The sequence below is a fragment of the Demequina iriomotensis genome (assembly GCF_000971395.1).
Lineage (GTDB): Bacteria > Actinomycetota > Actinomycetes > Actinomycetales > Demequinaceae > Demequina > Demequina iriomotensis.
The window spans coordinates 82301-102187 of the sequence record NZ_BBME01000013.1 but is presented as its reverse complement, the minus strand read 5'-3'; the positions used below and the strand labels follow the sequence as shown (position 1 = coordinate 102187).

The following is a 19887-nucleotide window of genomic DNA, read 5'->3' as shown; positions in this document are numbered from 1 at the left end:
GGTCCTATTCGACCACGAGGACCAGGTCGCCGCCCTCGAGCGACTGGGAGGTCGCGATGACCACCCGCGACACGGTGCCCGCGACGGGCGACGTGATGGAGGACTCCATCTTCATCGCCTCGATGACGGCCACCGTCTGCCCGGCCTCGACCTGGTCGCCTTCGCTCACACGGGCCGTCACCAGGCCGGTGAAGGGCGAGGCGATGTGGCCGGGGCGGGACGCATCGGCCTTCTCGCGCTGGACCACATCCACCTTCGCGGTGAGGTCACGCACCTGGATCGGACGGATGGAACCGTTGAAGTTGAAGATCACGGTGCGCTCGCCGTGCGAGTCGGGCTCGCCCACGGCCTCGATGCCCGCGATGATCTTGACGCCGCGGTGCAGCTCGATGACGGCCTCCTCACCCGAGCCGGGCGTGAGCCCGTACAGGTAGTGGAAGGTGTCGATCACGGAGATGTCGCCGTAGTCCTCGATCGCCTGGTCGAACTCCTTGGCGGGCCCGGGGAACAGCAGGTGGTTGAGGCGACGGCGGCGCGGTTCGCCCTCCTGCGCGAGCAGGTCGCGGTCCTCGTCCGTCAGCTCGGCGATCTTGCGCTCCACGGTGCGACCCTGCAGCGCCTTGGTGCGGAACGGCTCCGGCCAGCCGCCCGGCGGGTCGCCGAGCTCGCCGGCGAGGAAGCCGATGACCGAGTCCGGGAGGTCGTACTTGTCGGGGTTCTCCTCGAAGTCGGCCGGGTCCGCGTCGTTGGCGACCAGGTGCAGCGCGAGGTCGCCGACCACCTTGGACGACGGCGTCACCTTGACGAGGTTGCCGAGGATGCGGTTCGCGGCCGCGTACATGTCCTCGATCGCCTCGAACTTGTCCGCGAGGCCCAGCGAGATCGCCTGCTGGCGCAGGTTCGACAGCTGACCGCCAGGGATCTCGTGGTGGTAGACGCGCCCCGACGGGCCCGGCAGGCCCGACTCGAACGGCGCGTAGAGGCGGCGGACCGACTCCCAGTACGGCTCGAGATCCTGCGCGGCCGCCAGGGAGATCCCCGTGTCGCGCGTGGTGTGCTCGAGCGCCGCGATGAGCGCGGACATGGGCGGCTGCGAGGTGGTGCCCGCCATCGCGGCGTTGGCGACGTCGACCGCGTCGACGCCCGCCTCCGCGGCGGCCAGCAGCGTGCCGATCTGCCCGCCTGCGGTGTCGTGCGTGTGGAGGTGCACCGGCAGGTCGAAGCGCTCGCGCAGCGCCGACACCAGCATGTAGGCGGCGGCAGGCCGCAGCAGGCCCGCCATGTCCTTGATCGCGAGCATGTGCGCGCCGGCCTCGACCAGCTGCTCCGCGAGGCGCAGGTAGTAGTCGAGCGTGTACAGCGACTCGCTCGGCGAGATCATGTTGCCCGTGTAGCACAGCGTCGCCTCAGCGACCGCCGTGCCGGTGCCGCGCACGGCCTCGATCGCCGGGCGCATCTGCTCGACGTCGTTGAGCGCGTCGAAGATGCGGAAGATGTCGATGCCGGTGGCCGCGGCCTCCTCGACGAACGCCACGGCGACCTCGTCGGGATACGGCGTGTAGCCGACCGTGTTGCGCCCGCGCAGCAGCATCTGCAGCGCGATGTTGGGCATCTTGCGGCGGAGGTCCTCGAGGCGGATCCAGGGATCCTCCGAGAGGAAGCGCATCGCGACGTCGTAGGTCGCGCCGCCCCAGCACTCGACGGAGAGCAGCTCGGGCGTCATGCGCGACACGTGACCGGCGGCCGCGAGCAGATCGTAGGTGCGGACGCGCGTGGCGAGCAGCGACTGGTGTGCGTCCCGCATCGTCGTCTCGGTCACCGCGAGGTGGTTCTGCTCGCGCAGCGCCTTGGCGAAGCCCTCGGGACCCAGCTCGAGGAGCCGCTGGCGCGAGCCGGGGCTCGGCTCCACCGCGAGGTCGATCGCGGGAAGCTTGTCGGCGGGGCGTACGAACAGCTCCGCGTGCTCGCCGAACGGACGGTTCACCGTCGTGTGGCCCAGGAACGCGAGGAGCTTGGTCGACCGGTCGGGCGTGGTCGCCACCGACAGCAGCTCGGGGTGCTTCTCGATGAACGCCGTGGTGACGCCGCCGGCCTGGAACTCCGGGTTGGACAGCACCGCACGGAGGAATTGGATGTTCGACGTGACGCCCCGGATGCGGAACTCGGCGAGCGCGCGCAGCGCGCGGCGGCTCGCGGTCGCGAAGTCCTGGCCGCGGCAGGTCAGCTTGACGAGCATCGAGTCGAAGTGGCCCGTGATGACGTTGCCCGCCATGCCGGTGGCGCCGTCGAGACGGATGCCGGCGCCGCCCGGCGAGCGGTAGGCGACGATGCGGCCCGTGTCGGGCAGGAAGCCGTTGGCCGGGTCCTCGGTGGTGATGCGCGTCTGGATCGCGAAGCCGCTGACGCGGATGTCCTCCTGGCGGATCCCCATGTCGTCGAGGGACTCCCCCGACGCGATGCGCAGCTGAGAGCTCACGAGGTCGATCCCCGTGACCTCCTCGGTCACGGTGTGCTCGACCTGGATGCGCGGGTTCATCTCGATGAACACGTGCTGGCCGGCGCGCTCGCCCTCGGTGGCGAGCAGGAACTCGACCGTGCCGGCGTTGACGTACCCCAGGCTCTGCGCGAACTTCACCGCGTCGGCGCACAGCGCGTCGCGGATGGCCGGGTCGAGCGCGGGTGCGGGCGCGATCTCCACGACCTTCTGGTGGCGGCGCTGCAACGAGCAGTCGCGCTCGTACAGGTGGACCACGTTGCCTGATGCGTCGGCGAGGATCTGCACCTCGATGTGGCGCGGGCCCAGCACGGCCTGCTCGAGGAACACGGTGGAGTCGCCGAACGCGTTCTCCGCCTCGCGCATCGCCGCCTCGAGCAGCTCGACGAGGTCCTCGCGGCGCTCGACGCGGCGCATGCCGCGCCCGCCGCCGCCCGCGACGGCCTTGACGAACACCGGGTAGCCGATGCGGTCCGCCTCGCCGACGAGGAAGTCGACGTCGCGCGACGGCTCGGAGGAGTCCAGCACGGGGACGCCCGCCTCGCGAGCGGCCTTGAGCGCCGCGACCTTGTCTCCGGCCTTGGCGAGCACCTCCGGCGGCGGTCCGACGAAGGTGACGCCCTCCTCGGCGCATCGGCGTGCGAAGTCGACGTTCTCCGAGAGGAAGCCGTAGCCCGGGTAGACGGCGTCGGCGCCGGCCTGCTTCGCGACGGCGAGGATCGCCTCGATGTCCAGGTAGGCCTTGACCGGGTGGCCCTCCTCGCCGATCTGATAGGACTCGTCGGCCTTGACGCGGTGCTCGGACATCCGGTCCTCGTAGGGGAACACCGCGACCGTGGCGGCGCCGTTCTCTACTGCGGCGCGGAAGGCCCGGACGGCGATCTCTGCACGGTTGGCCACGAGGACTTTGGCGAACATCTGCTTCCCTTCGTCGTTGGGGACATCCTGCCAGGTTTTGCGGGTGCGGGTCAGCAGCCGTCCACCTGGTGAGATGCGGGCGCGCGCGAGCGCCGGGAGGCCCCGGACGATGCGCGGAGAGGGGTCAGCCGGCCTGGCTGCGGCGGGCGCGGCGAGCGGCGAGCTCGTCCATGTCCGGGGCGCGCACCGCATCGTCCGCTCGGTCGGCGGGAAGCGCGGAGAGCGAACCCTCGAGCTCGCGCCACACCTTGCCCAGCGCGATGCCGAAGACGCCCTGCCCGCCCTGCACGAGGTCGATGACCTCGTCGTCCGACGTGCATTCGTAGACGGAGGCGCCGTCCGACATCAGCGTGATGCGGGACAGGTCCTCGACGCCGCGCTCGCGCAGGTGCTCGACGGCGGTGCGGATCTGCTGGAGGGAGACGCCCGAGTCGAGCAGCCGCTTGACGACGCGCAGGACCAGGATGTCGCGGAAGCCGTAGAGGCGCTGAGTGCCCGAGCCGGTGGCCGATCGCACGGTCGGCTCGACCAGCCCCGTACGGGCCCAGTAGTCGAGCTGGCGGTAGGTGATGCCGGCGGCCTTGCAGGCGGTGGGGCCGCGATACCCGGCGTTCTCGTCCAGCGCCGGCAGCCCGTCGTCGAACAGGGTGCCCTGATCGAACCGTTGAGGCATGCGCTGGCCGGGCTCGTCGGTCATCAATCCTCCTAGGTTCAACCTTCAGTCAAACGTTAGGGCTGACAGGGGGTCGGGTCAACGACCGTGGGGTCGTGTCGCGCGACGTCGTCCCTATCCTCCCACCTGGTGCCTCACGACGGCGGAGAACGCGGCGATCGACGCCTCGCCGAACTCGTGCGCGGCCGCCTCGGCCTCTCCCCCGGAACGACGGCGCAACGGCGCCGCGTGCGCCTCGGCGCGATCCGACTCGCGGCGCGCGGCGAGGACCAGCGTGCGCAACGCGCGGACGTCTCCTCCTGCACGCAGGTACGCCGCTGCGGCCACCACGATGGGAAGCACCTCCGCCGCGTACCCGCCGGGCACGGAGGGCGCGACGATGCCCGCCTGCTCGAGCTCGGCCAGCGTCTCGCCCGACACGCCGCCGCGGACGGCCACCTGCGCCGCGGTCAGGTAGTCGTCGGGCGCCTCGCCGATCTCGGCGAGCGTCACCGGCTCGTGCAGCCGTCCGGCGTCGAGCGCGTCGAGCTGCTCCCGGATGACGGTGAGCGGGCGGTAGTGGTCGCGCTGCTGGCGCAGCACGAAGCGCAGCCGCTCGACGTCCGCCGGCGAGTACTGCCGGTAGCCCGAGGGGGTGCGCTGCGGGCTGACGAGGCCATGGGAGTCGAGGAACCGGAGCTTCGACGGCGTGAGCGTCGGGAACTGGCGCTGGACGAGCCCGAGGACGTCGCTCACGCGCAGCATCGGCTCGTGCGAGAGCGCATGCGGCCAGGTCCCGACCAGCGGCGAGGCCGGCGCGGCGACCGGCTGCGAGCCGGCGGGGAGAGGCGAGGGGCGGCGGGCGGCCTGTGCCATCCGTCAGGCCTGGGCGCCGGGGTGGAAGGTGAGCCGGTACTTGCCGATCTGCACCTCGTCGCCGGCCTCGAGCCTGCGCTCGGAGACGTTCTCGCGATTGACGTACGTGCCGTTGAGCGAGCCGTGGTCGCGCACGTAGAACGCGTGCCCGTCGCGGATGAACTGCGCGTGCTCGCGGCTCACCGTGACGTCGTCGAGGAAGATGTCGGAGCTGACGGAGCGCCCCACCGTCGTCACGTCGACGTCGAGCAGGAAGCGCGCGCCGAGGTTGGGCCCGTGGTGGACGATCAGCAACGCGTGGTCCGGCCCGAGCGCGTCGATCGCGGCGTTGTCCTGCTGGCTGGGCGGCTGCGGCGCGCCCTCGTCGGTGGCGGCAGCCGAGTCGAGCGACATCGTGCGCTCTGCGGGGCTCTCGTCATACGTCATGACGCCTCCTTCGGCTCGGGCGGTCGCCCCTCATCCTAGGCCCGTGTCGCCGTCGTGCCTAACCTCGCCACGCCCGGCGCGCTGCGGCGTCCGCGCTCGCAGATCGCGGATGTAGCCGATGCCCGAGTACCAGTACAGCACCGCGGCGGCCGCCGCGCCGACGATCGCGACCGCATGCACCGCCGGGGTGTCGCCGAAGGCCACGACGCCCACGTAGGCGAGCGGGAGGAACACGTAGAGCATCGCGGTCGCCGTCTTTCCCACGAAGGTGACCTGCGGCGACTCGACGTGGTGGTGGTGCGCGATGAGCAGCCCGACGCCCACCATGACGTCGCGCGCGAGCAGCACCGCGACGAGCCACCACGGGATGATGTCCCGGAACGCGAGGCCGAGCACCACCGCGACCGTGAGCAGCCGGTCTGCCGCGGGGTCGAGGAGCCTGCCGAGCCGCGTGACCTGGCCCCAGCGCCGCGCGAGGAAGCCGTCGAGGAAGTCGGTGATACCCGCGGCGGCGAGCGCCACGATCGCCCACGCGTCGCGCTCGGCGCCCAGCAGCGTGCCGAACACGGCGATGAGCACCAGGCGGACGGCGCTGATCGCATTGGGAACCGTCCAGATCGCCGTGGCGGGCACGGGATGGATGGGCCCGGTGTGAGGGTGCTCGATCGCTTCCACGCGCGCCAGTCTAGAGGCAGGTCAGGAGGAGGACTCCTGCTCCCTCACCTTGTCGACCGTCGCGGCGGCGATCCGCGTGGCCTCGTCCTCGCTCGCCCCGCGGGCGAGCTCCTTGGCCTTGATCTGCTCGAACTTGTAGTGGCGCGTGTCCGTGACGTTCTCGTCGTTCATCGTGCACCTCCAGGCGGTGAGGGTCGTCTCCAGCCTAGGCTCCTGCGGTCGCCGACGCGCGACCGAGGACCTGGTGGGCGCCGCGCTCCCCCCACTACCATGGGTTCCGTGAATCCCGCCGAGCTCCCCCGCGCCGAGTCGGCGCTGTGGCGCGCCCTCACGCTCATGGGGCGGAGGCTCGTCGCGGGGCTCGAGCAGCGGCTCCAGGCGGCCGTCGGGGTGTCCGTGCCCGACCTCGACATCCTCATGGCGCTCGACGAGGCGCCCGAGGGACGGCTGCGCGCGGGCTCGCTCGGCGAGATGCTCGGGTGGGAGAAGTCCCGCATCTCGCATCACGTCGCCCGCATGGAGGCCCGCGGGCTCGTGCGCCGGGTCACGTGCGCGGAGGACCTGCGTGGGACGTGGGTCGAGACCGATGAGGCGGGCCGCGAGGCGCTCATCCGCGCGCTCCCGGTGTTCGCGGCGCACGTGAAGGAGGCGCTGGTCGACGTGCTCCCGGGAGACGAGGCGGCCTCGGTGGGCAAGGCGGCGCTGCGCATCCTCGACGCCTCGCCCGCGACCGCATGCCGCGTGGAGATCGACCGGCTCGGGGCCGACCTGGGGCTCCGCGCCGTCGAGGGCGCCGCGGGCCCGAGGTGACCCGCGCGTCGCGCGGGCGCCGGACCGTCAGACCCTAGGCTGGACGCCATGCCCGACCCGCTCCCCCGCTCCGCCGACGTCGTCATCATCGGAGCCGGACAGGCCGGCCTCGCCGTCGCCTACCACCTCGCCCGGCGCGGGCTGACGGTCAGTGAGGACGTGCTCGTGCTCGATCGCGGACCCGGCCCCGGGGGCGCCTGGCAGCACCGGTGGTCGTCGCTCACGTTGGGCGGCACCCACCACCTTCACGACCTGCCCGGCATGTCCGAGGCGGGCCTCTCGTTCTCCTCGGCGCCGACGGACGTCCCCGCACGCGACGTGGTGGCCAACTATTACGGCACCTACGAGCAGCGGCACGGGATCGCCGTCCTGCGTCCCGTGACGGTCACCGAAGTGACGCGCGACGGCACGGGTTACCGCGTGATGGCATCGGCCGGCTCGGCGGTGTCGGAGGTCCGGGCGCGCGTGGTGGTCTCGGCGACGGGCACGTGGACGAGGCCGCGCATCCCCTACGTGCCCGGCCGGGAGACGTTCGCGGGCCGCCAGCTCACCACGGCCGAGTTCGTCTCGGCCGACGCCTTCGCGGGGATGCGTGTCGCGGTCGTGGGCGGCGGCACCTCCGCGCTGACCTTCCTCGACGAGGTCGGCGACGTGGCCGCGCAGGTGCTGTGGTTCACGCGACGCCCTCCCACGTTCCACGACGAGGAGGTCGAGCTCTCGCCCGAGCGCGGACGCGTCGCCGTCGCGATCCAGGACGAGGCCGCGCGCGCGGGCCGCCCGCTCCCGTCCATCGTCTCCGTCACCGGTCTTCCCCGCTCCGCGCTGGTGAGGCGGCTCGAGGCCTCCGGCCGGCTCGAGCGGCTCCCGATGTTCGCGGAGATGACCCCCGACGGCGTGGTCACGCGGGAGGACGTCCCCATCCCGCTCGATGCGGTGATCTGGGCGACGGGCTTCCGTCCCGAGATCGACCACCTGCGGCCGCTCGGCGTCGTGAACGATGCGGGCGGCGTGGCGGTCGAGGACGGCCGCGTGCGCGGCGAGGACGGTCTGTTCCTCGCGGGCTACGGGCCGCAGGCGAGCACCCTGTCCTCGAACCGCGCCGCGCGCGTGACGGCCAGGACGATCAGCGAGCTGCTGGCCTCGGACGGCTAGAGCCCCGCGACCACCTCGTCGGCGACGGGCCACGCCGTGCCGAAGCGGTGCATCGTGACCGCCACGGCCTGCTCGCGCACGAACGGCAGCAGCTCGACCTCGGGAGCGCCGGTCACGGGACCGTCGTACACCGCGAGATCGGGGCGCTGCCTCGGGGCGGCGCCGATCGCGCGGACCCGCGCCCCGTCACCGGCGACGCGTGCGACCAGCGCCTCCTCGGTCTCCACGGTCAGGGCGATGCCCGCGTGCGCCAGCGCCGCGGCGATGCCCCGGGACGGCGCGACGGCGCACGAGACCCCGCCGGCGCCTCCCGCCCGCAGCCGTGCCGCGGCCACGCGGCGCAGCGCGTCCTCGTCGACTCCGTCCCAGCGGATCTCGGTGGCGGCGGGCGCGTAGCGCAGCGCATCGTGCTCGGCCGTCAGGCCGCTGCGGTCCACGGCTGTCCCGAACTGGGCCCGCCACGCTCGCGCATCGGCAGCCGCGGCGGCGCGCACCCACGCGGGCGCGTCGCGCACGATCGCGAGCACCGGCGGCTCGTCGGACTCGACGTCGACGCGGTCCCAGCCCGTGAGGCCGACGAGGTACGACGGGCCGCCGGCCTTGGCGGTGGGCCCGACCACGGAGCGCTTCCAGCCGCCGAAGGGCTGGCGCTGCACGATCGCGCCCGTGATGCCGCGGTTGACGTAGACGTTGCCCGCCTCGACGCGGTCGAGCCAGTGCGCGATCTCGGCACCGTCGAGCGTGTGGAGGCCCGCCGTGAGCCCGTAGTCGACCGCGTTCTGCATCGCGATCGCCTCATCAAGCGTCTCGGCCGTCATGATGCCGAGCACCGGGCCGAAGCACTCGGTGCGGTGGAACCACGATCCCGGCGCGACGCCGGAACGCACGCCGGGGGTCCACAGGGCGCCGGCGCCGTCGACAGGGCGGGGCTCGACCAGCCACGACTCACCAGGCTCGAGCGACGTGAGGGCGCGCAGCAGCTTGCCCCGCGCCGGCTCGATCACGGGACCCATCTGCGTGCTCGGGTCGTCGGCCGCGCCCACCGCGATCGACCGCACGGCGTCCTCGAGCTGCGTGAGGAAGCGGCGGGACGTGGCGACGGAGCCGACGAGGATGACGAGCGACGCCGCCGAGCACTTCTGACCCGCGTGCCCGAACGCGGACTGCACCACGTCCTTGGCGGCGAGGTCGAGATCGGCGCTCGGGGTGACGATGATCGCGTTCTTGCCGGAGGTCTCCGCGACGAGGCGCAGTCCCGGACGTACGCGATGGAACAGCTCGCCGGTCTCGTAGGCGCCGGTGAGGATCACCTGGTCGACCCGAGGGTCGACGAGCAGCGCGTCGCCGAGCCCCGCCTCGATGCCCTCCGGTGAGATGTCGACCAGGCGCAGCGCGTCGCGCGGGACGCCCGCGTCCCACAGGATCTCCGCGAGCAGGGCCCCGCAGCGCGCCGCCTGCTCGGCGGGCTTGAGCACCACGCTCGAGCCCGCCGCCAGGGCGGCGAGCGTCGAGCCTGCAGGGATCGCGACCGGGAAGTTCCACGGCGGCGTCACGACGGTGACGTCGCGAGGCCGCGGCACCGCACCCTCGTACCGATGGAGATCGAGCGACCGCTCCGCGTAGTAGTGGGCGAAGTCGATCGCCTCGGAGACCTCGGGGTCCGACTGGTCGATGGTCTTGCCGGCCTCGCCCATCATCACGGCCACGAGGTCGGTGCGACGTGCCGCGAGCGCGCGTCCGGCCGCGTGGAGGATCGCGGCCCGCTCCTCGGGCCGGCGGGCCTGCCAGGCCGCGGCGCCGCCGTGGGCGGCCGCGACGGCGGCGGTGACCGTCGCGGCGTCCTCGGCACGCGCCTCGCGCAACGTGCCGAGGCCTGCCTCGGACGTCTTGGCCCCCGCCTGGATGCCTTGCGCCCAGGCGCGGCTCGCGGCGATCGACGGATCCGTGTCGGGAGCGTTGACGAAGCCCTCGGCACGCGCGGCGCGCGGCGCGGCACGATGCGAGGCGGTGGCGGGTTGCGCGGATCGCGCGAGGGCCGCACGGAAGCGCGTCTCCTCGCGTGCGAAGGTCGCGGCATCATCGAGGTCGTACAGGGCGGACATGAAGTTGGCCGGGCTCGCGACCTCCTCGAGGCGACGCACCAGGTACGCGAGCGCGACGTCGAACTCGGCCGGATGGACCACCGGCGTGTAGAGCCGCAGCGGACCCGTGTCCTGCGCGACCGCCCGTGCCACGTGCTCGCCCATGCCGAGCAGCATCTCGAAGTCGAGGCCCGCCTCGACGCCGCGTTCGCGCGCCGTGAGCAGGGTGTGCGCGATGTCGAAGAGGTTGTGGCCGGCGACGCCCAGGCGCACATGCGCGATCCGCTCGGGTGTCAGCGCGAAATCGAGGATCCGCTTGTAGTGCGCGTCCGACTCCTCCTTCGAGCCCCACGTCGCGAGCTCCCAGCCATGCAGCTCGGCGTCCACGCGCTCCATCGACAGGTTCGCGCCCTTGACCAGGCGTACCTTCACCGGCGCACCGCCGCGCGCCACGCGGTCCGCCGCCCACTCCTGGAGGTGGTGCATCGCGGCGAGCGAGTCCGGCAGGTAGGCCTGGAGCACGATACCCGCGGTGAGCCGCTCCATCCCGGGACGCTCGAGGATGCGCGTGAACACGGCGACCGTGAGGTCGAGGTCGCGGTACTCCTCCATGTCGAGGTTGATGAAGGCGCCGTCCTTGCGCGCGGCGAGCGCGTACAGCGGGGCGAGGCGCTCGACCACCGCGTCGACGGTGCGGTCGAACGCCCACGGCGAGTGCGGCGCCACGGCGGCCGACACCTTGAGCGACACGTAGTCGACATCGTCCCTGGCGAGAAGCGCACGGGTGCGCTCGAGGCGACGGTCCGCCTCCGCGCCGCCCAGGACGGCCTCGCCGAGCAGGTTGAGGTTGAGGTCGCTGCCCTTCGCCCGCAGCGACGCGAGCGCCGGGCCGAGCCCGCGCTCGGACGCGTCGACCACGAGGTGCCCGACCATCGCGCGGACCACGCGCCGGCATGCGGCCACCACGAGCCCGGGGAGCACGCGCGAGGCGAGCGCACCCGCCTGGAGCGCGACGCGCTGGTGGACCGGCAGGAAGCCATGGTCCCGACGGACGATGCGCCGCAGGTTCGCGGCGGCCACGGCCGTGTCCTCGGGGCGGACGATGCCGTCCACGAAGTCGGTGAGGAACGGCAGTCCCGCGGGGTCGCGCAGCATCCGCGCGAGAAGCCGCGCCGAGCCGTCGATCGGGAACGCACGCGACCGTGCGAGCCAGTCGCGGACCAGGCCGACGGTGTCGTCGGCGGTGTGGAGGCGCTCGGGGGCGAGGGGGGACATCGTCATGGTGCTCCTTGTTCGACGTGACAGTGTGAGGCTCCCCGTCCCCACAGCACCAGCGCCGTGAACTTATGAGTATTCATAAGCGCGGCTTATGCTTGTCGCATGCTCGACCTCACCCGGCTCGTCGCGCTGCGCGAGCTCGCGCTGCGCGGGACCATCGCGGCCGCCGCCGACGCGCTCGGGTACACCGCCTCCGCGGTCTCGCAGCAGCTCGCGGCCCTCGAGCGGGAGGCGGAGGTGCCCCTGACGATCCGTGCGGGCCGCGGCGTGGTCCTCACCCCCGCCGGCGAGCGCCTGGTCGCACGCACGCACGAGCTGCTCGACACGATGGAGCTCGCCGAGGCGGAGCTGCACTCCGAGTCCGGCCGCCTCACGGGTACCGTGCGGCTCGCGGTGTTCCAGTCGGCCGCGCTCACGCTCGTCACGGGCGCGCTGCTGCGGCTGCGCGAGCTCCACCCCGAGCTGCGCGTGCTGGTGACCCAGACGGAACCCGAGGAGGCGTTCGCCGACACCTGGGCCCGGGAGTACGACCTGGTGGTGGCGGAGGAGTACCCGGGCCATTCGGCACCCCACTATCCCGGAGTGGTCCGCCGACCCCTGGTGCGCGACGAGCTGCTGCTGGCGGTGGGCGGCGACTGGGCAGGCGCCACTTCCGTGTCCGATCTCGCCGGCGCTCCGTGGGTCATGGAGCCCCACGGGACGGCGACGCGTCACTTCGCGGAGCAGACGTGCCGGCTCGCGGGCTTCGAGCCCGATGTGCGCTTCGCGAGCTCCGACCTCCAGGCCCACGTGCAGCTGGTGAGCAAGGGGCTCGCCGTCGCCATCCTGCCGGGCCTCATGGTCGCGTACGCCGGCATCGGCGCACGCGTGATGCCGCTCGAGGGCGGTCCGCGGCGCACGGTGTTCGCGGCGATGAGGGCGACGTCACGGCTCGATCCCGCCGTGGAGGCCGTCCGTCAGGCGCTCGAGGCCGAGGGCGGCGCCGGTACCGCCTGACGCTCCGCGACCTGACGCGCGAGCAGCGTGGCGCCCGCGACCGCCGCCGGCATCGCGAGCACGGCACCCAGCGGCAGCAGGAAGACCAGGAAGACGACGGCGCCGAAGGTGGTGGCGCGGACGCGGCATGGGCGCAGGGCCGCCACGCGCGCGCGGCGGTCGACGATGCCGCGCCGCGCCAGCGGATAGGCCGTGAGCTCGATCGCGAGCAGGCGCCCGCCCAGGATCGCTCCCGCGGCGAACGCCACCCCCGAGCCCGCGACCGGCACGAGGCCCACCAGGACGAGCGCCACCGACAGCCCCAGGGAGATCGCGAGCGTGTGAGCCCCCTCGCGCACCGCGCGCGCCAGCCCTGCCGTCCACCGTTCGTCGGGGACGTCGCCGTCGAAGCCGCCGGCCGCCTGGTCCGTCCGTCGCGAGATCGCCTCGAAGAACGGCTGCCCGATCGCGAGCGTGAGGCTGGTGAAGAGCGCCACGGCGACCACGGCGGATCCGACGAGCACCGCCGCGCCCGCGGTGACAGCGACCAGGCCGTGCCACCACCCGGCCTCGGCGCCCACGGCATCGGCCAGCGCCGCGCCCACGCGGTCGAGGTGCGCCGCGAGGATCCCGAGAGCGATGCCCATGACCGCGGCCACCGCCGCTCCTGGCACCATCCCGAGAGCGAGCAGCCGCGGCTCACGCGCCCAGGAGCGCAGGCCCGCGCCCGCGAGCCGGAGGCCGGCGAGCACCTCGGTCGCGGCGCGCGGTGCTTCAGACGGGTGCATGGCGCCGATGCTAGTGAGGAGCCGCCCTCGGGGCTACAGTGACGCGCGCCGCCCCCTCACCGAACCGACCGAGGAGATCCCCATGCATGACCTGGTCCTCCGGCACGTCCGCCCCGGCGCCGCGGCGCCGGCCGTCGACATCGCCGTGGACGGGGGCGTCATCGCCGCCATCGGGCCGGACGCGGGCCCCGGCAGGGAGGAGATCTCCCTCGACGGACGCGTGGTGGTGCCGGGCCTCTGGGACGCGCACGTCCATCTGACGCAGTGGGCCCGCACCCGGGGCCGCGTGGACGTGTCGGGCGCGGGGTCCGTGGCCGAGGCGTGCGCGCTCGTCCGCGCGCAGGAGCGCGAGGGGATGCTCGTCGGGTTCGGCTTCCGGTGGGCGACCTGGGCCGCCGCGCCCGACGCCGAGGCGCTCGACGCCGCGCGGAGCGCCCCGACGGTGCTGCTCAGCGGGGACCTTCACACCGTCTGGCTCAACACGGCGGCGGCGCGGACGCTCGGGTCCGCCCCCGGCCTCCTGCGCGAGGACGCCGCCTTCGCGGTCCAGATCGCGCTCGGCGCGCAGCCGCTCGCGCCGGGGGCCCTCGCCGCGACCGTGAGCGACGCGGCCGCGCGCGGCGTGGTCGGCATCGTGGACCTCGAGATGGCCGACAACGTCGAGGACTGGGCCGCGCGCATCGCCGGCGGCATCGACGCCCTGCGGGTCGACGCGGGCTTCTACGAGCCGCTGCTGGACGCCCGCATCGCGGCGGGCGCACGGACGGGTGCCGTGGTCGACGGCACCCGAGGGCTGCTGCGGCACGGCCCGCTCAAGGTCATCACCGACGGCTCCCTCAACACCCGCACCGCCCACTGCCTCGATCCGTACCCCGGCGGCGGCCACGGCGCCCAGAACGTCCCGCCGGACCATCTGACTCTGCTGATGCGGCGCGCGCACCAGGCGGGCATCGCGTGCGCGATCCACGCGATCGGCGACGCCGCCGCCTCCATCGCGCTCGACTCGTTCGCGGCGACCGGCGCCCGAGGGTCCATCGAGCACGCGCAGCTGGTGGGCGCTCGCGACATCGCACGCTTCGCATCCCTGGGAGTCGTCGCCAGCGTCCAGCCCGAGCATGCGCTCGACGACCGCGACGTCGCGGACGCCCTCTGGGAGGGACGCACCGGCCGCGCGTTCCCTTGGCGCGCCCTGCTCGACGCGGGGGGTCGCCTCGCGCTGGGCTCGGACGCGCCGGTGGCGCCGCTCGACCCCTGGATCGCGATGTCCGCCGCCGTGCACCGGACGCGGGACGGTCGCGCCCCCTGGCACCCCGAGCAGGCGATCTCGGTCGACGAGGCCCTCCGGGCCAGCACCCGCACGCGCCTCGCACCCGGTGAGCCGGCCGACCTCGCGGTGCTCGACGCCGCGCCGTGGGCGGCCGGCCCCGAGGCGCTGCGCCGGATTCCTGTGGCGCTCACGCTCGTGGCCGGCCGCATCACGCACGCGGCACTCTGAGTCAGGCGACCAGCGTCGCGCTCTCGAGCGAGATGTCGACGCCCGCGAGCGCCTTCGAGACGGGGCAGCCCTCCTTGGCGTCCTCCGCGAAGCGCGTGAACTCGAGCTGGTCGATCCCCGAGACCTTCGCGTGGACGGTGAGCATGCTGGACTTGACGCCCACGCCCGCCTCGAACTTCACCTCGGCGTCGACCTTGACCCACGTCGGCGGGGTGCCGTTCTGCTCCAGCGCGAACGAGAGCGCCATCGAGTAGCACGAGGCATGCGCCGCGGCGAGCAGCTCCTCGGGCGTGGTCACCCCTGCCTCGCCCTCCGACCGTGCCCTCCAGTTGACGTCGAAGCTGCCGTTGCCGGAGGCGAGGGTCGCCTTGCCCTGCCCCGTGGTGAGACCGCTGTACCACTCCGCCTGCGCCTTGCTCGAGACCTCCATGGGCCGCTCCTTCGCTCGTTGCCCTGCACGGGTGGACCTCCCACCCCCGGGGTCCACGTTACGGCGCTGTAAAACCTTCGCGCAGGCTCTTGCGCGCCGGGAGCCTCGCTGGAACTCTCGCCTCAAGTTGGACGGTCGTCCAAGTGAGGAGGGACGATGCGCATCCCGGTCGCGGAGAGGCGTGCGGCGCTCGTGGCCGCGACGCTCGCCGTCGTGGAGCGGGACGGCCTCGGCGGCGCCTCGGCGCGAGCGATCGTGGCCGAGGCCGGGATGCCGCTCGGCGCGCTGCACTACGCGTTCCCCTCGCTCGACCACCTCCTCGCGGCCGCGCTCGACGCGGTGACCGACCAGGAGCGCCTCGCCGCCGAGGCGCTGCTCGGCGCCGGGGTGGACGGGTCCCTCGAGGCCACCCTCGCGGCGGGGCTCGACGCGTACGTGTCGCTGCTGATCGCGCGGCCGGCGCGCGAGCTCGCCTACCTCGAGCTCATGCTCCAGGCCTCGCGCGACCGCCTGGACCGGGAGCCCGGAACCGGGCGCTACGCACGCTCCTATGCGGTGGTGGCGGCCCTGCTCGAGGAGGCGGCCGCCGCCACGGGCCACCGCTGGGCGTCCCCCGTGCTCGAGCTCGCCCGACACGCCGTCGCGATGCTCGACGGGATCACCACCACGTGGCTCGCCGATCACGACGACGCCGCCGCCCGCGCGACCGCGCGCTTCCTCGCGGCGGCCGTCGCCGCTCACGCCCAGAAGGAGGGTTGATGCTCACCGAGACCGATCCCACCGTGCTCGCCAGGGTCAACATGCACGCCGTGCTCGGCGCGCTCGTGGCGCTGGCCGAGCACGCGCCGGAGGCCGCGCCGCTGCTCGCGCGGGTCGACCGCCCGACCGCGGTGCGCCTGCGCGCGCCGGGCCTGCCGGCACGTTCGCTCCGGTTCGACCCCGGCGGGATCGAACCGGACGAGCGCGGCGGCGAGCGCGTGGTCACCCTCGCGTTCCGTTCCCCCGCGCACCTCAACGCGATGGTCGACGGGCGTGCGCAGCCCGTCCCGCTGGCGTCGCCCGGCGGCATGAGGTTCCTTACGCAGGTGTTCGCGCCGATCGCGGACCTGCTGGGCCGCTACCTCAAGCCATCGGACGAGGATCTCGCGGACCCGGGGTTCCGGTCGGTGAGCGCGCTGCTGACCCTCCACGTCGCCATCGCGGCGGTCGCGCAGGTGGGCAACGCCGACCGCGCCGGACGCTACTCGGCCGCGCACATCCCCGACGGGCAGATCGGCGTCGAGGTGGGCGACCAGGTGGACCTGCGCCTGATCGCGCGCGGCGGCGCCCTGACCTTCGACGCGTCCCCCGCATCGTCCCCCGCTCGGGCCGTGCTCGCCTTCCGTGACCTCGACGTCGCGGGCGACGTGCTCGCCGGCCGTACGAGCGCGCTCACGTGCATCGGCGACGGCTCGATGGCCATGCGCGGCTTCATCCCGATGATCGACAACGTCAGCCGGATCCTCGATCGCGCCGGCGCCTACCTCGGAGACTGACCCATGACCACCACCGCCCCCGCCGCCCCGTTCACGTACGCCCGGAGCCTCGAGGCGTTCGAGCGCGCCCGTCGCGTCATCCCCGCCGGCATCCCCGGCCACCAGGGCCCGACCGAGGGCTGCTACATCCCGCGCGAGGCGTTCCCGCTGTTCAGCTCGCGGGCCGAGGGCTCCCGCTTCTGGGACCTCGACGGCAACGAGTACCTCGACTACATGTGCGGCTACGGGCCCAATGTGCTCGGCTACGGCGACCCCGTGGTCGATGAGGCCGCCCGCCGCCAGGCCGCGCTCGAGGACGTGGTGACCATCCCGTCGAGCATCATGGTCGACCTCGCCGAGCTGCTGGTGGACACCGTCGCGAGCGCGGACTGGGCGTTCTTCGCCAAGAACGGCGGCGATACCACGACCCTCGCCGTCATGACGGCGCGCGCGGCGACGCGCCGCAAGAAGGTGGTGTTCGTCAAGGGCTACTACCACGGCGTCGCGCCGTGGACGCAGAAGCTCGACTACCCGGGCGTGCTCGAGGAGGACGTCACGCACAACCTGTCCGTCCCGTGGAACGACCTGCACGCGCTCGAGGCGCTGCTGCGGGAGCACCGCGGCGAGATCGCGGCCTTCATCTCGACGCCCTACATGCACGGCAACTTCGTCGACAACGAGCTGCCAGCGGAGGGCTACTGGCAGGGCGTGCGTCGGCTCTGCGACGAGCACGGCGTGGTCCTCATCATGGACGATGTGCGGGCCGGCTGGCGCCTCGACCTCGCCGGATCCGACCACCACTACGGCATCGAGGCCGACCTGCTGTGCTTCTGCAAGGCGATCGGCAACGGCTACAACCTCGCGGCACTGACCGGGCGCGAGAGCCTGCGCGAGACCGTCGCGTCGCTCACGTACACCGGCTCCTACTGGATGAGCGCGGTGCCGTTCGCGGCGTCCATCGCGACCATCGCGCGGCTCAAGGAGCTCGACGCCCCGGCGATATTCCGGCGCGTCGGGACCGAGCTCACCGCAGGCCTGGTCGAGGCGGCGGCGGGGCACGGCCTCACGCTGGTCGCGTCCGGCGAGCCCGCGCTCTTCTACCTCCGGCTCGCCGACGACGACTCGCTCATGCTGCACCAGCGCTGGGTCGCCGAGTGCGTGCGGCGCGGAGTGTGGTTCACCTCGCACCACAACCACTTCCTCAACGCGTCCCTCACCAGGCAGGATGTGGAGCGCACCCTCGAGATCGCGGACCAGGCGTTCGCGATCGTGGCCCGCGGCTAGGAGTCCCCCATGGCCGAGCTCGTCCCCACCCCCCTCGCGCTGCGCACCGAGCGGCTGGGCGTCAGCGCCGTCTACGCCGCGCACGGCCTGAGCTATGCGACCGTCGTCACGGCGCTGCCGCAGTTCAAGGATCGCTACGACCTGTCGGACGACACGGTGTCGCTCATCACGCTCACCGTCGTGGTCGGCGCCGCGATCGGCTCGCTGGTCGCGGACCGCGTCGCCGTGCGCCTCGGCTCCCGCGCGGGCGTGGTGCTCGGTCTCACGCTCCAGGCGCTCGGGCTGGTCACGGTGGCGTTCCATGTCCCCTTCCTCGCGTTCTGGGCGATGCTCGCCTTCTACGGCATGGGTCTCGGCTGCATCGACGCTTCCGCGGCGATGCAGGGCTCGCTGGTGCAGCGGCGCCTCGGCACCCCGGTGATGGCGTCGTTCTTCGCCGCGAACACGGCCGCCGCCATCGTCGGCGCGCTGGTGATGTCGGCGAGCACGGGCACGCCCTGGGGTGCGTCGCTCGCGCTGGGCGTCGCGGGCCTCGCCGCGGGGGCGATCGCCCTCGCGGGGCCGCGGCTCCTCGACCCGGCGCGCGAGCGGGCCGCGGAGCCGGGAGGGACCCGCGCGCCGCTGCCGTGGCGTGGCCTGTGGGCGCTCGGCTTCGTGATCTTCGCGGCGTACACGGCCGACTCGACGGTGGCCACGTGGTCGTCGCTCCACCTCGACGACGGGCTCGGCGCGCCCGCCGCGCTCGTGCCCCTCGGCTACGCGGTGTACGCCGGCGCGACGCTGCTCACGCGACTCGCCGCGGACCGCATCGTGCGCCGGTACGGCCGCGCGCGCCTCGCGGTCGCCACGGTCGGGGTCGCCGCTGCGGGGCTCGTGCTCGCGGGGGCGGTGCCGTCGGTGTGGTCGGCGCTCGCGGGCTTCGCGCTCGCGGGGCTGGGCGTGGGTGCGCTCGTGCCGCTCGCGTTCTCGGCGGCGGGCGACCTGGACCACCGCCGCTCCGACGAGGTCATCGCGCGCGTGAACCTCTTCAACTACCCCGGCGCGGTCATCGGCGCGGTGCTGCCCGGGATCATCGCGGGCGAGGACGGCTTCGGGCTGTCGTTCCTGCTGGCCGCGGTCCTCCTGCTCCCGGCGCTCGCCGCGGTGTCACGGTTCCGCGCGCATGACGACGCGGTGGTCGCCTGATCAGGCGACGGGGTGGTCGAGCAGGCGCCGCAGCGTCACGATCACACCCGCGTCCGTGTTGGCGGGCGCCCGGTAGCGCGCCCGCGCCGCGACGTCGGGATGCGCGTTCGCCATCGCGAACGACAGCTCGGACGCGTCCATCATCTCGAGGTCGTTGAGGTAGTCCCCGAACACCACGGTCTGGGCGGGCGTCACCCCCAGGGCGGCCTGGAGCGCGCGCACCGCGACGCCTTTGTCCACGCCCGTGCGCATGACGTCGATCCAGTGCCGGTCCGACACGACCACCCTGAGAGGGCCCTCGAGGTGCGCGAGCGCCGGCGCCGTGTCGTGCGCCGCGTCGCCGAAGTCGTAGATCGCGACCTTGAGGACGTCGTCGTCGACGCCGTCGAGGGAGTCCACGGTCTCGAGCGCGGCGTAGTAGGGCTCCGCCTTGGACAGGAACACCTCGTCGGTGCGCTCGACGTAGGCCGCACGCTTGCCGCACACGACCACGCCCACGTCGTAGCCCGCGTCGGCGTGGCGGCGGACCGCCGCGATCGCCTCCGCTACGGACTCGCGAGGCAGCGGCGACGCCGAGATCTCGCTGTCGCCCCGACGCACGTACGAGCCGTTCTCGGCGATGACCACCAGTCCGTCGCCCAGGCGCGCGAACTGACGGGCGAGCGTCGCATGCTGGCGGCCCGACGCGGGCGCGAACACGATGCCCCGGTCGTGCATGCGCGCGACCAGCGGCCACAGGGCGTCCGGGATCTCCTTGGCCGCGTCGAGCAGCGTGCCGTCCATGTCGCACACCACGAGCCGGACGTCATGCGGTCCGTCGGGCACGTGGAAGGCATCGGGTGAGGTCATCGTGT

General features: G+C 73.3%; 18 protein-coding genes. 8 read left to right on the top strand and 10 right to left on the bottom strand.

Annotated elements, in window-relative coordinates:
- Nucleotides 1-4: 4 nt before the first annotated feature.
- From AOM09_RS08400 to AOM09_RS15365, 6 genes are all read right to left on the bottom strand, one after another.
- Complete coding sequence (locus tag AOM09_RS08400) at nucleotides 5-3412, bottom strand: pyruvate carboxylase (RefSeq protein ID WP_062386768.1); 3408 nt, start codon at nucleotides 3410-3412, stop codon at nucleotides 5-7.
- Nucleotides 3413-3536: 124 nt separating this feature from the next.
- On the bottom strand, nucleotides 3537-4109 hold the full coding sequence (locus AOM09_RS08395) for a MerR family transcriptional regulator (RefSeq protein ID WP_062386766.1): 573 nt from the start codon (nucleotides 4107-4109) through the stop codon (nucleotides 3537-3539).
- Nucleotides 4110-4199: 90 nt separating this feature from the next.
- The gene (gene ftsR / locus AOM09_RS08390; protein ID WP_062386763.1) at nucleotides 4200-4940 is read right to left on the bottom strand and encodes a transcriptional regulator FtsR; all 741 of its coding nucleotides are present in this window, start codon (nucleotides 4938-4940) and stop codon (nucleotides 4200-4202) included.
- A 3-nt stretch (nucleotides 4941-4943) separates the two neighbouring features.
- Nucleotides 4944-5366, bottom strand: coding sequence for an FHA domain-containing protein (locus AOM09_RS08385; protein ID WP_062386760.1), 423 nt, complete (start codon nucleotides 5364-5366; stop codon nucleotides 4944-4946).
- A gap of 30 nt (nucleotides 5367-5396) precedes the next feature.
- On the bottom strand, nucleotides 5397-6041 hold the full coding sequence (locus AOM09_RS08380; protein WP_062386757.1) for a CDP-alcohol phosphatidyltransferase family protein: 645 nt from the start codon (nucleotides 6039-6041) through the stop codon (nucleotides 5397-5399).
- Nucleotides 6042-6062: 21 nt separating this feature from the next.
- The gene (locus AOM09_RS15365) at nucleotides 6063-6212 is read right to left on the bottom strand and encodes a hypothetical protein (RefSeq protein ID WP_169747634.1); all 150 of its coding nucleotides are present in this window, start codon (nucleotides 6210-6212) and stop codon (nucleotides 6063-6065) included.
- 108 nt (nucleotides 6213-6320) lie between these two features.
- On the opposite strand from AOM09_RS15365, the gene AOM09_RS15360 reads away from it, so the two are divergent.
- Together AOM09_RS15360 and AOM09_RS08370 are read left to right on the top strand one after the other, a co-directional pair.
- Entirely contained in the window at nucleotides 6321-6851 is a 531-nt protein-coding gene (locus AOM09_RS15360; RefSeq protein WP_169747633.1) for a MarR family winged helix-turn-helix transcriptional regulator, read from the top strand.
- A 48-nt stretch (nucleotides 6852-6899) separates the two neighbouring features.
- Nucleotides 6900-8003 (top strand): FAD-dependent oxidoreductase, encoded by a 1104-nt coding sequence (locus AOM09_RS08370; RefSeq protein ID WP_062386751.1) that lies wholly within the window; start codon nucleotides 6900-6902, stop codon nucleotides 8001-8003.
- Here the strand turns inward: AOM09_RS08370 and AOM09_RS08365 are convergent.
- Nucleotides 8000-11365, bottom strand: coding sequence for a bifunctional proline dehydrogenase/L-glutamate gamma-semialdehyde dehydrogenase (locus tag AOM09_RS08365; protein WP_082098969.1), 3366 nt, complete (start codon nucleotides 11363-11365; stop codon nucleotides 8000-8002). The genes AOM09_RS08370 and AOM09_RS08365 overlap by 4 nt on opposite strands.
- A 99-nt stretch (nucleotides 11366-11464) precedes the next feature.
- On the opposite strand from AOM09_RS08365, the gene AOM09_RS08360 reads away from it, so the two are divergent.
- Complete coding sequence (locus tag AOM09_RS08360; RefSeq protein WP_062386749.1) at nucleotides 11465-12358, top strand: LysR family transcriptional regulator; 894 nt, start codon at nucleotides 11465-11467, stop codon at nucleotides 12356-12358.
- Here AOM09_RS08360 and AOM09_RS08355 read toward each other — a convergent pair.
- Complete coding sequence (locus AOM09_RS08355; protein ID WP_082098968.1) at nucleotides 12319-13125, bottom strand: EI24 domain-containing protein; 807 nt, start codon at nucleotides 13123-13125, stop codon at nucleotides 12319-12321. The genes AOM09_RS08360 and AOM09_RS08355 overlap by 40 nt on opposite strands.
- Nucleotides 13126-13207: 82 nt before the next feature.
- On the opposite strand from AOM09_RS08355, the gene AOM09_RS08350 reads away from it, so the two are divergent.
- Complete coding sequence (locus tag AOM09_RS08350) at nucleotides 13208-14620, top strand: amidohydrolase (RefSeq protein WP_062386744.1); 1413 nt, start codon at nucleotides 13208-13210, stop codon at nucleotides 14618-14620.
- Between the two features lies 1 nt (nucleotide 14621).
- Here AOM09_RS08350 and AOM09_RS08345 read toward each other — a convergent pair whose 3' ends face one another.
- Nucleotides 14622-15050, bottom strand: a complete 429-nt coding sequence (locus tag AOM09_RS08345; protein WP_062386741.1) for an OsmC family peroxiredoxin — start codon at nucleotides 15048-15050, stop codon at nucleotides 14622-14624.
- 156 nt (nucleotides 15051-15206) lie between these two features.
- On the opposite strand from AOM09_RS08345, the gene AOM09_RS08340 reads away from it, so the two are divergent.
- The 4 genes from AOM09_RS08340 to AOM09_RS08325 are packed head-to-tail and all read left to right on the top strand — an operon-like array spanning nucleotide 15207 to nucleotide 19033.
- Nucleotides 15207-15809, top strand: coding sequence for a TetR/AcrR family transcriptional regulator (locus tag AOM09_RS08340; RefSeq protein WP_062386739.1), 603 nt, complete (start codon nucleotides 15207-15209; stop codon nucleotides 15807-15809).
- Nucleotides 15809-16585 (top strand): hypothetical protein, encoded by a 777-nt coding sequence (locus AOM09_RS08335; RefSeq protein WP_062386736.1) that lies wholly within the window; start codon nucleotides 15809-15811, stop codon nucleotides 16583-16585. Before AOM09_RS08340 ends, AOM09_RS08335 begins: the two co-directional genes overlap by 1 nt.
- Nucleotides 16586-16588: 3 nt before the next feature.
- The gene (locus tag AOM09_RS08330; protein WP_062386734.1) at nucleotides 16589-17848 is read left to right on the top strand and encodes an aminotransferase class III-fold pyridoxal phosphate-dependent enzyme; all 1260 of its coding nucleotides are present in this window, start codon (nucleotides 16589-16591) and stop codon (nucleotides 17846-17848) included.
- A 9-nt stretch (nucleotides 17849-17857) separates the two neighbouring features.
- Complete coding sequence (locus AOM09_RS08325; protein ID WP_062386732.1) at nucleotides 17858-19033, top strand: MFS transporter; 1176 nt, start codon at nucleotides 17858-17860, stop codon at nucleotides 19031-19033.
- Here AOM09_RS08325 and AOM09_RS08320 read toward each other — a convergent pair whose 3' ends face one another.
- Complete coding sequence (locus AOM09_RS08320) at nucleotides 19034-19882, bottom strand: Cof-type HAD-IIB family hydrolase (RefSeq protein WP_062386729.1); 849 nt, start codon at nucleotides 19880-19882, stop codon at nucleotides 19034-19036.
- Between the last annotated feature and the right edge of the window lie 5 nt (nucleotides 19883-19887).

Bases quoted from the DNA above. Each gene is read 5' to 3' on its own strand.
- AOM09_RS08370 (WP_062386751.1), top strand. From the start codon at position 6,900: ATGCCCGACCCGCTCCCCCGCTCCGCCGACGTCGTCATCATCGGAGCC.
- AOM09_RS08365 (WP_082098969.1), bottom strand. From the start codon at position 11,365: ATGACGATGTCCCCCCTCGCCCCCGAGCGCCTCCACACCGCCGACGAC.
- AOM09_RS08345 (WP_062386741.1), bottom strand. From the start codon at position 15,050: ATGGAGGTCTCGAGCAAGGCGCAGGCGGAGTGGTACAGCGGTCTCACC.
- AOM09_RS08355 (WP_082098968.1), bottom strand. From the start codon at position 13,125: ATGCACCCGTCTGAAGCACCGCGCGCCGCGACCGAGGTGCTCGCCGGC.
- AOM09_RS08360 (WP_062386749.1), top strand. From the start codon at position 11,465: ATGCTCGACCTCACCCGGCTCGTCGCGCTGCGCGAGCTCGCGCTGCGC.
- AOM09_RS08330 (WP_062386734.1), top strand. From the start codon at position 16,589: ATGACCACCACCGCCCCCGCCGCCCCGTTCACGTACGCCCGGAGCCTC.
- AOM09_RS08385 (WP_062386760.1), bottom strand. From the start codon at position 5,366: ATGACGTATGACGAGAGCCCCGCAGAGCGCACGATGTCGCTCGACTCG.
- AOM09_RS08325 (WP_062386732.1), top strand. From the start codon at position 17,858: ATGGCCGAGCTCGTCCCCACCCCCCTCGCGCTGCGCACCGAGCGGCTG.
- AOM09_RS15365 (WP_169747634.1), bottom strand. From the start codon at position 6,212: ATGAACGACGAGAACGTCACGGACACGCGCCACTACAAGTTCGAGCAG.
- AOM09_RS08320 (WP_062386729.1), bottom strand. From the start codon at position 19,882: ATGACCTCACCCGATGCCTTCCACGTGCCCGACGGACCGCATGACGTC.
- AOM09_RS08335 (WP_062386736.1), top strand. From the start codon at position 15,809: ATGCTCACCGAGACCGATCCCACCGTGCTCGCCAGGGTCAACATGCAC.
- AOM09_RS08400 (WP_062386768.1), bottom strand. From the start codon at position 3,412: ATGTTCGCCAAAGTCCTCGTGGCCAACCGTGCAGAGATCGCCGTCCGG.
- ftsR (WP_062386763.1), bottom strand. From the start codon at position 4,940: ATGGCACAGGCCGCCCGCCGCCCCTCGCCTCTCCCCGCCGGCTCGCAG.
- AOM09_RS08395 (WP_062386766.1), bottom strand. From the start codon at position 4,109: ATGACCGACGAGCCCGGCCAGCGCATGCCTCAACGGTTCGATCAGGGC.
- AOM09_RS08350 (WP_062386744.1), top strand. From the start codon at position 13,208: ATGCATGACCTGGTCCTCCGGCACGTCCGCCCCGGCGCCGCGGCGCCG.
- AOM09_RS08340 (WP_062386739.1), top strand. From the start codon at position 15,207: ATGCGCATCCCGGTCGCGGAGAGGCGTGCGGCGCTCGTGGCCGCGACG.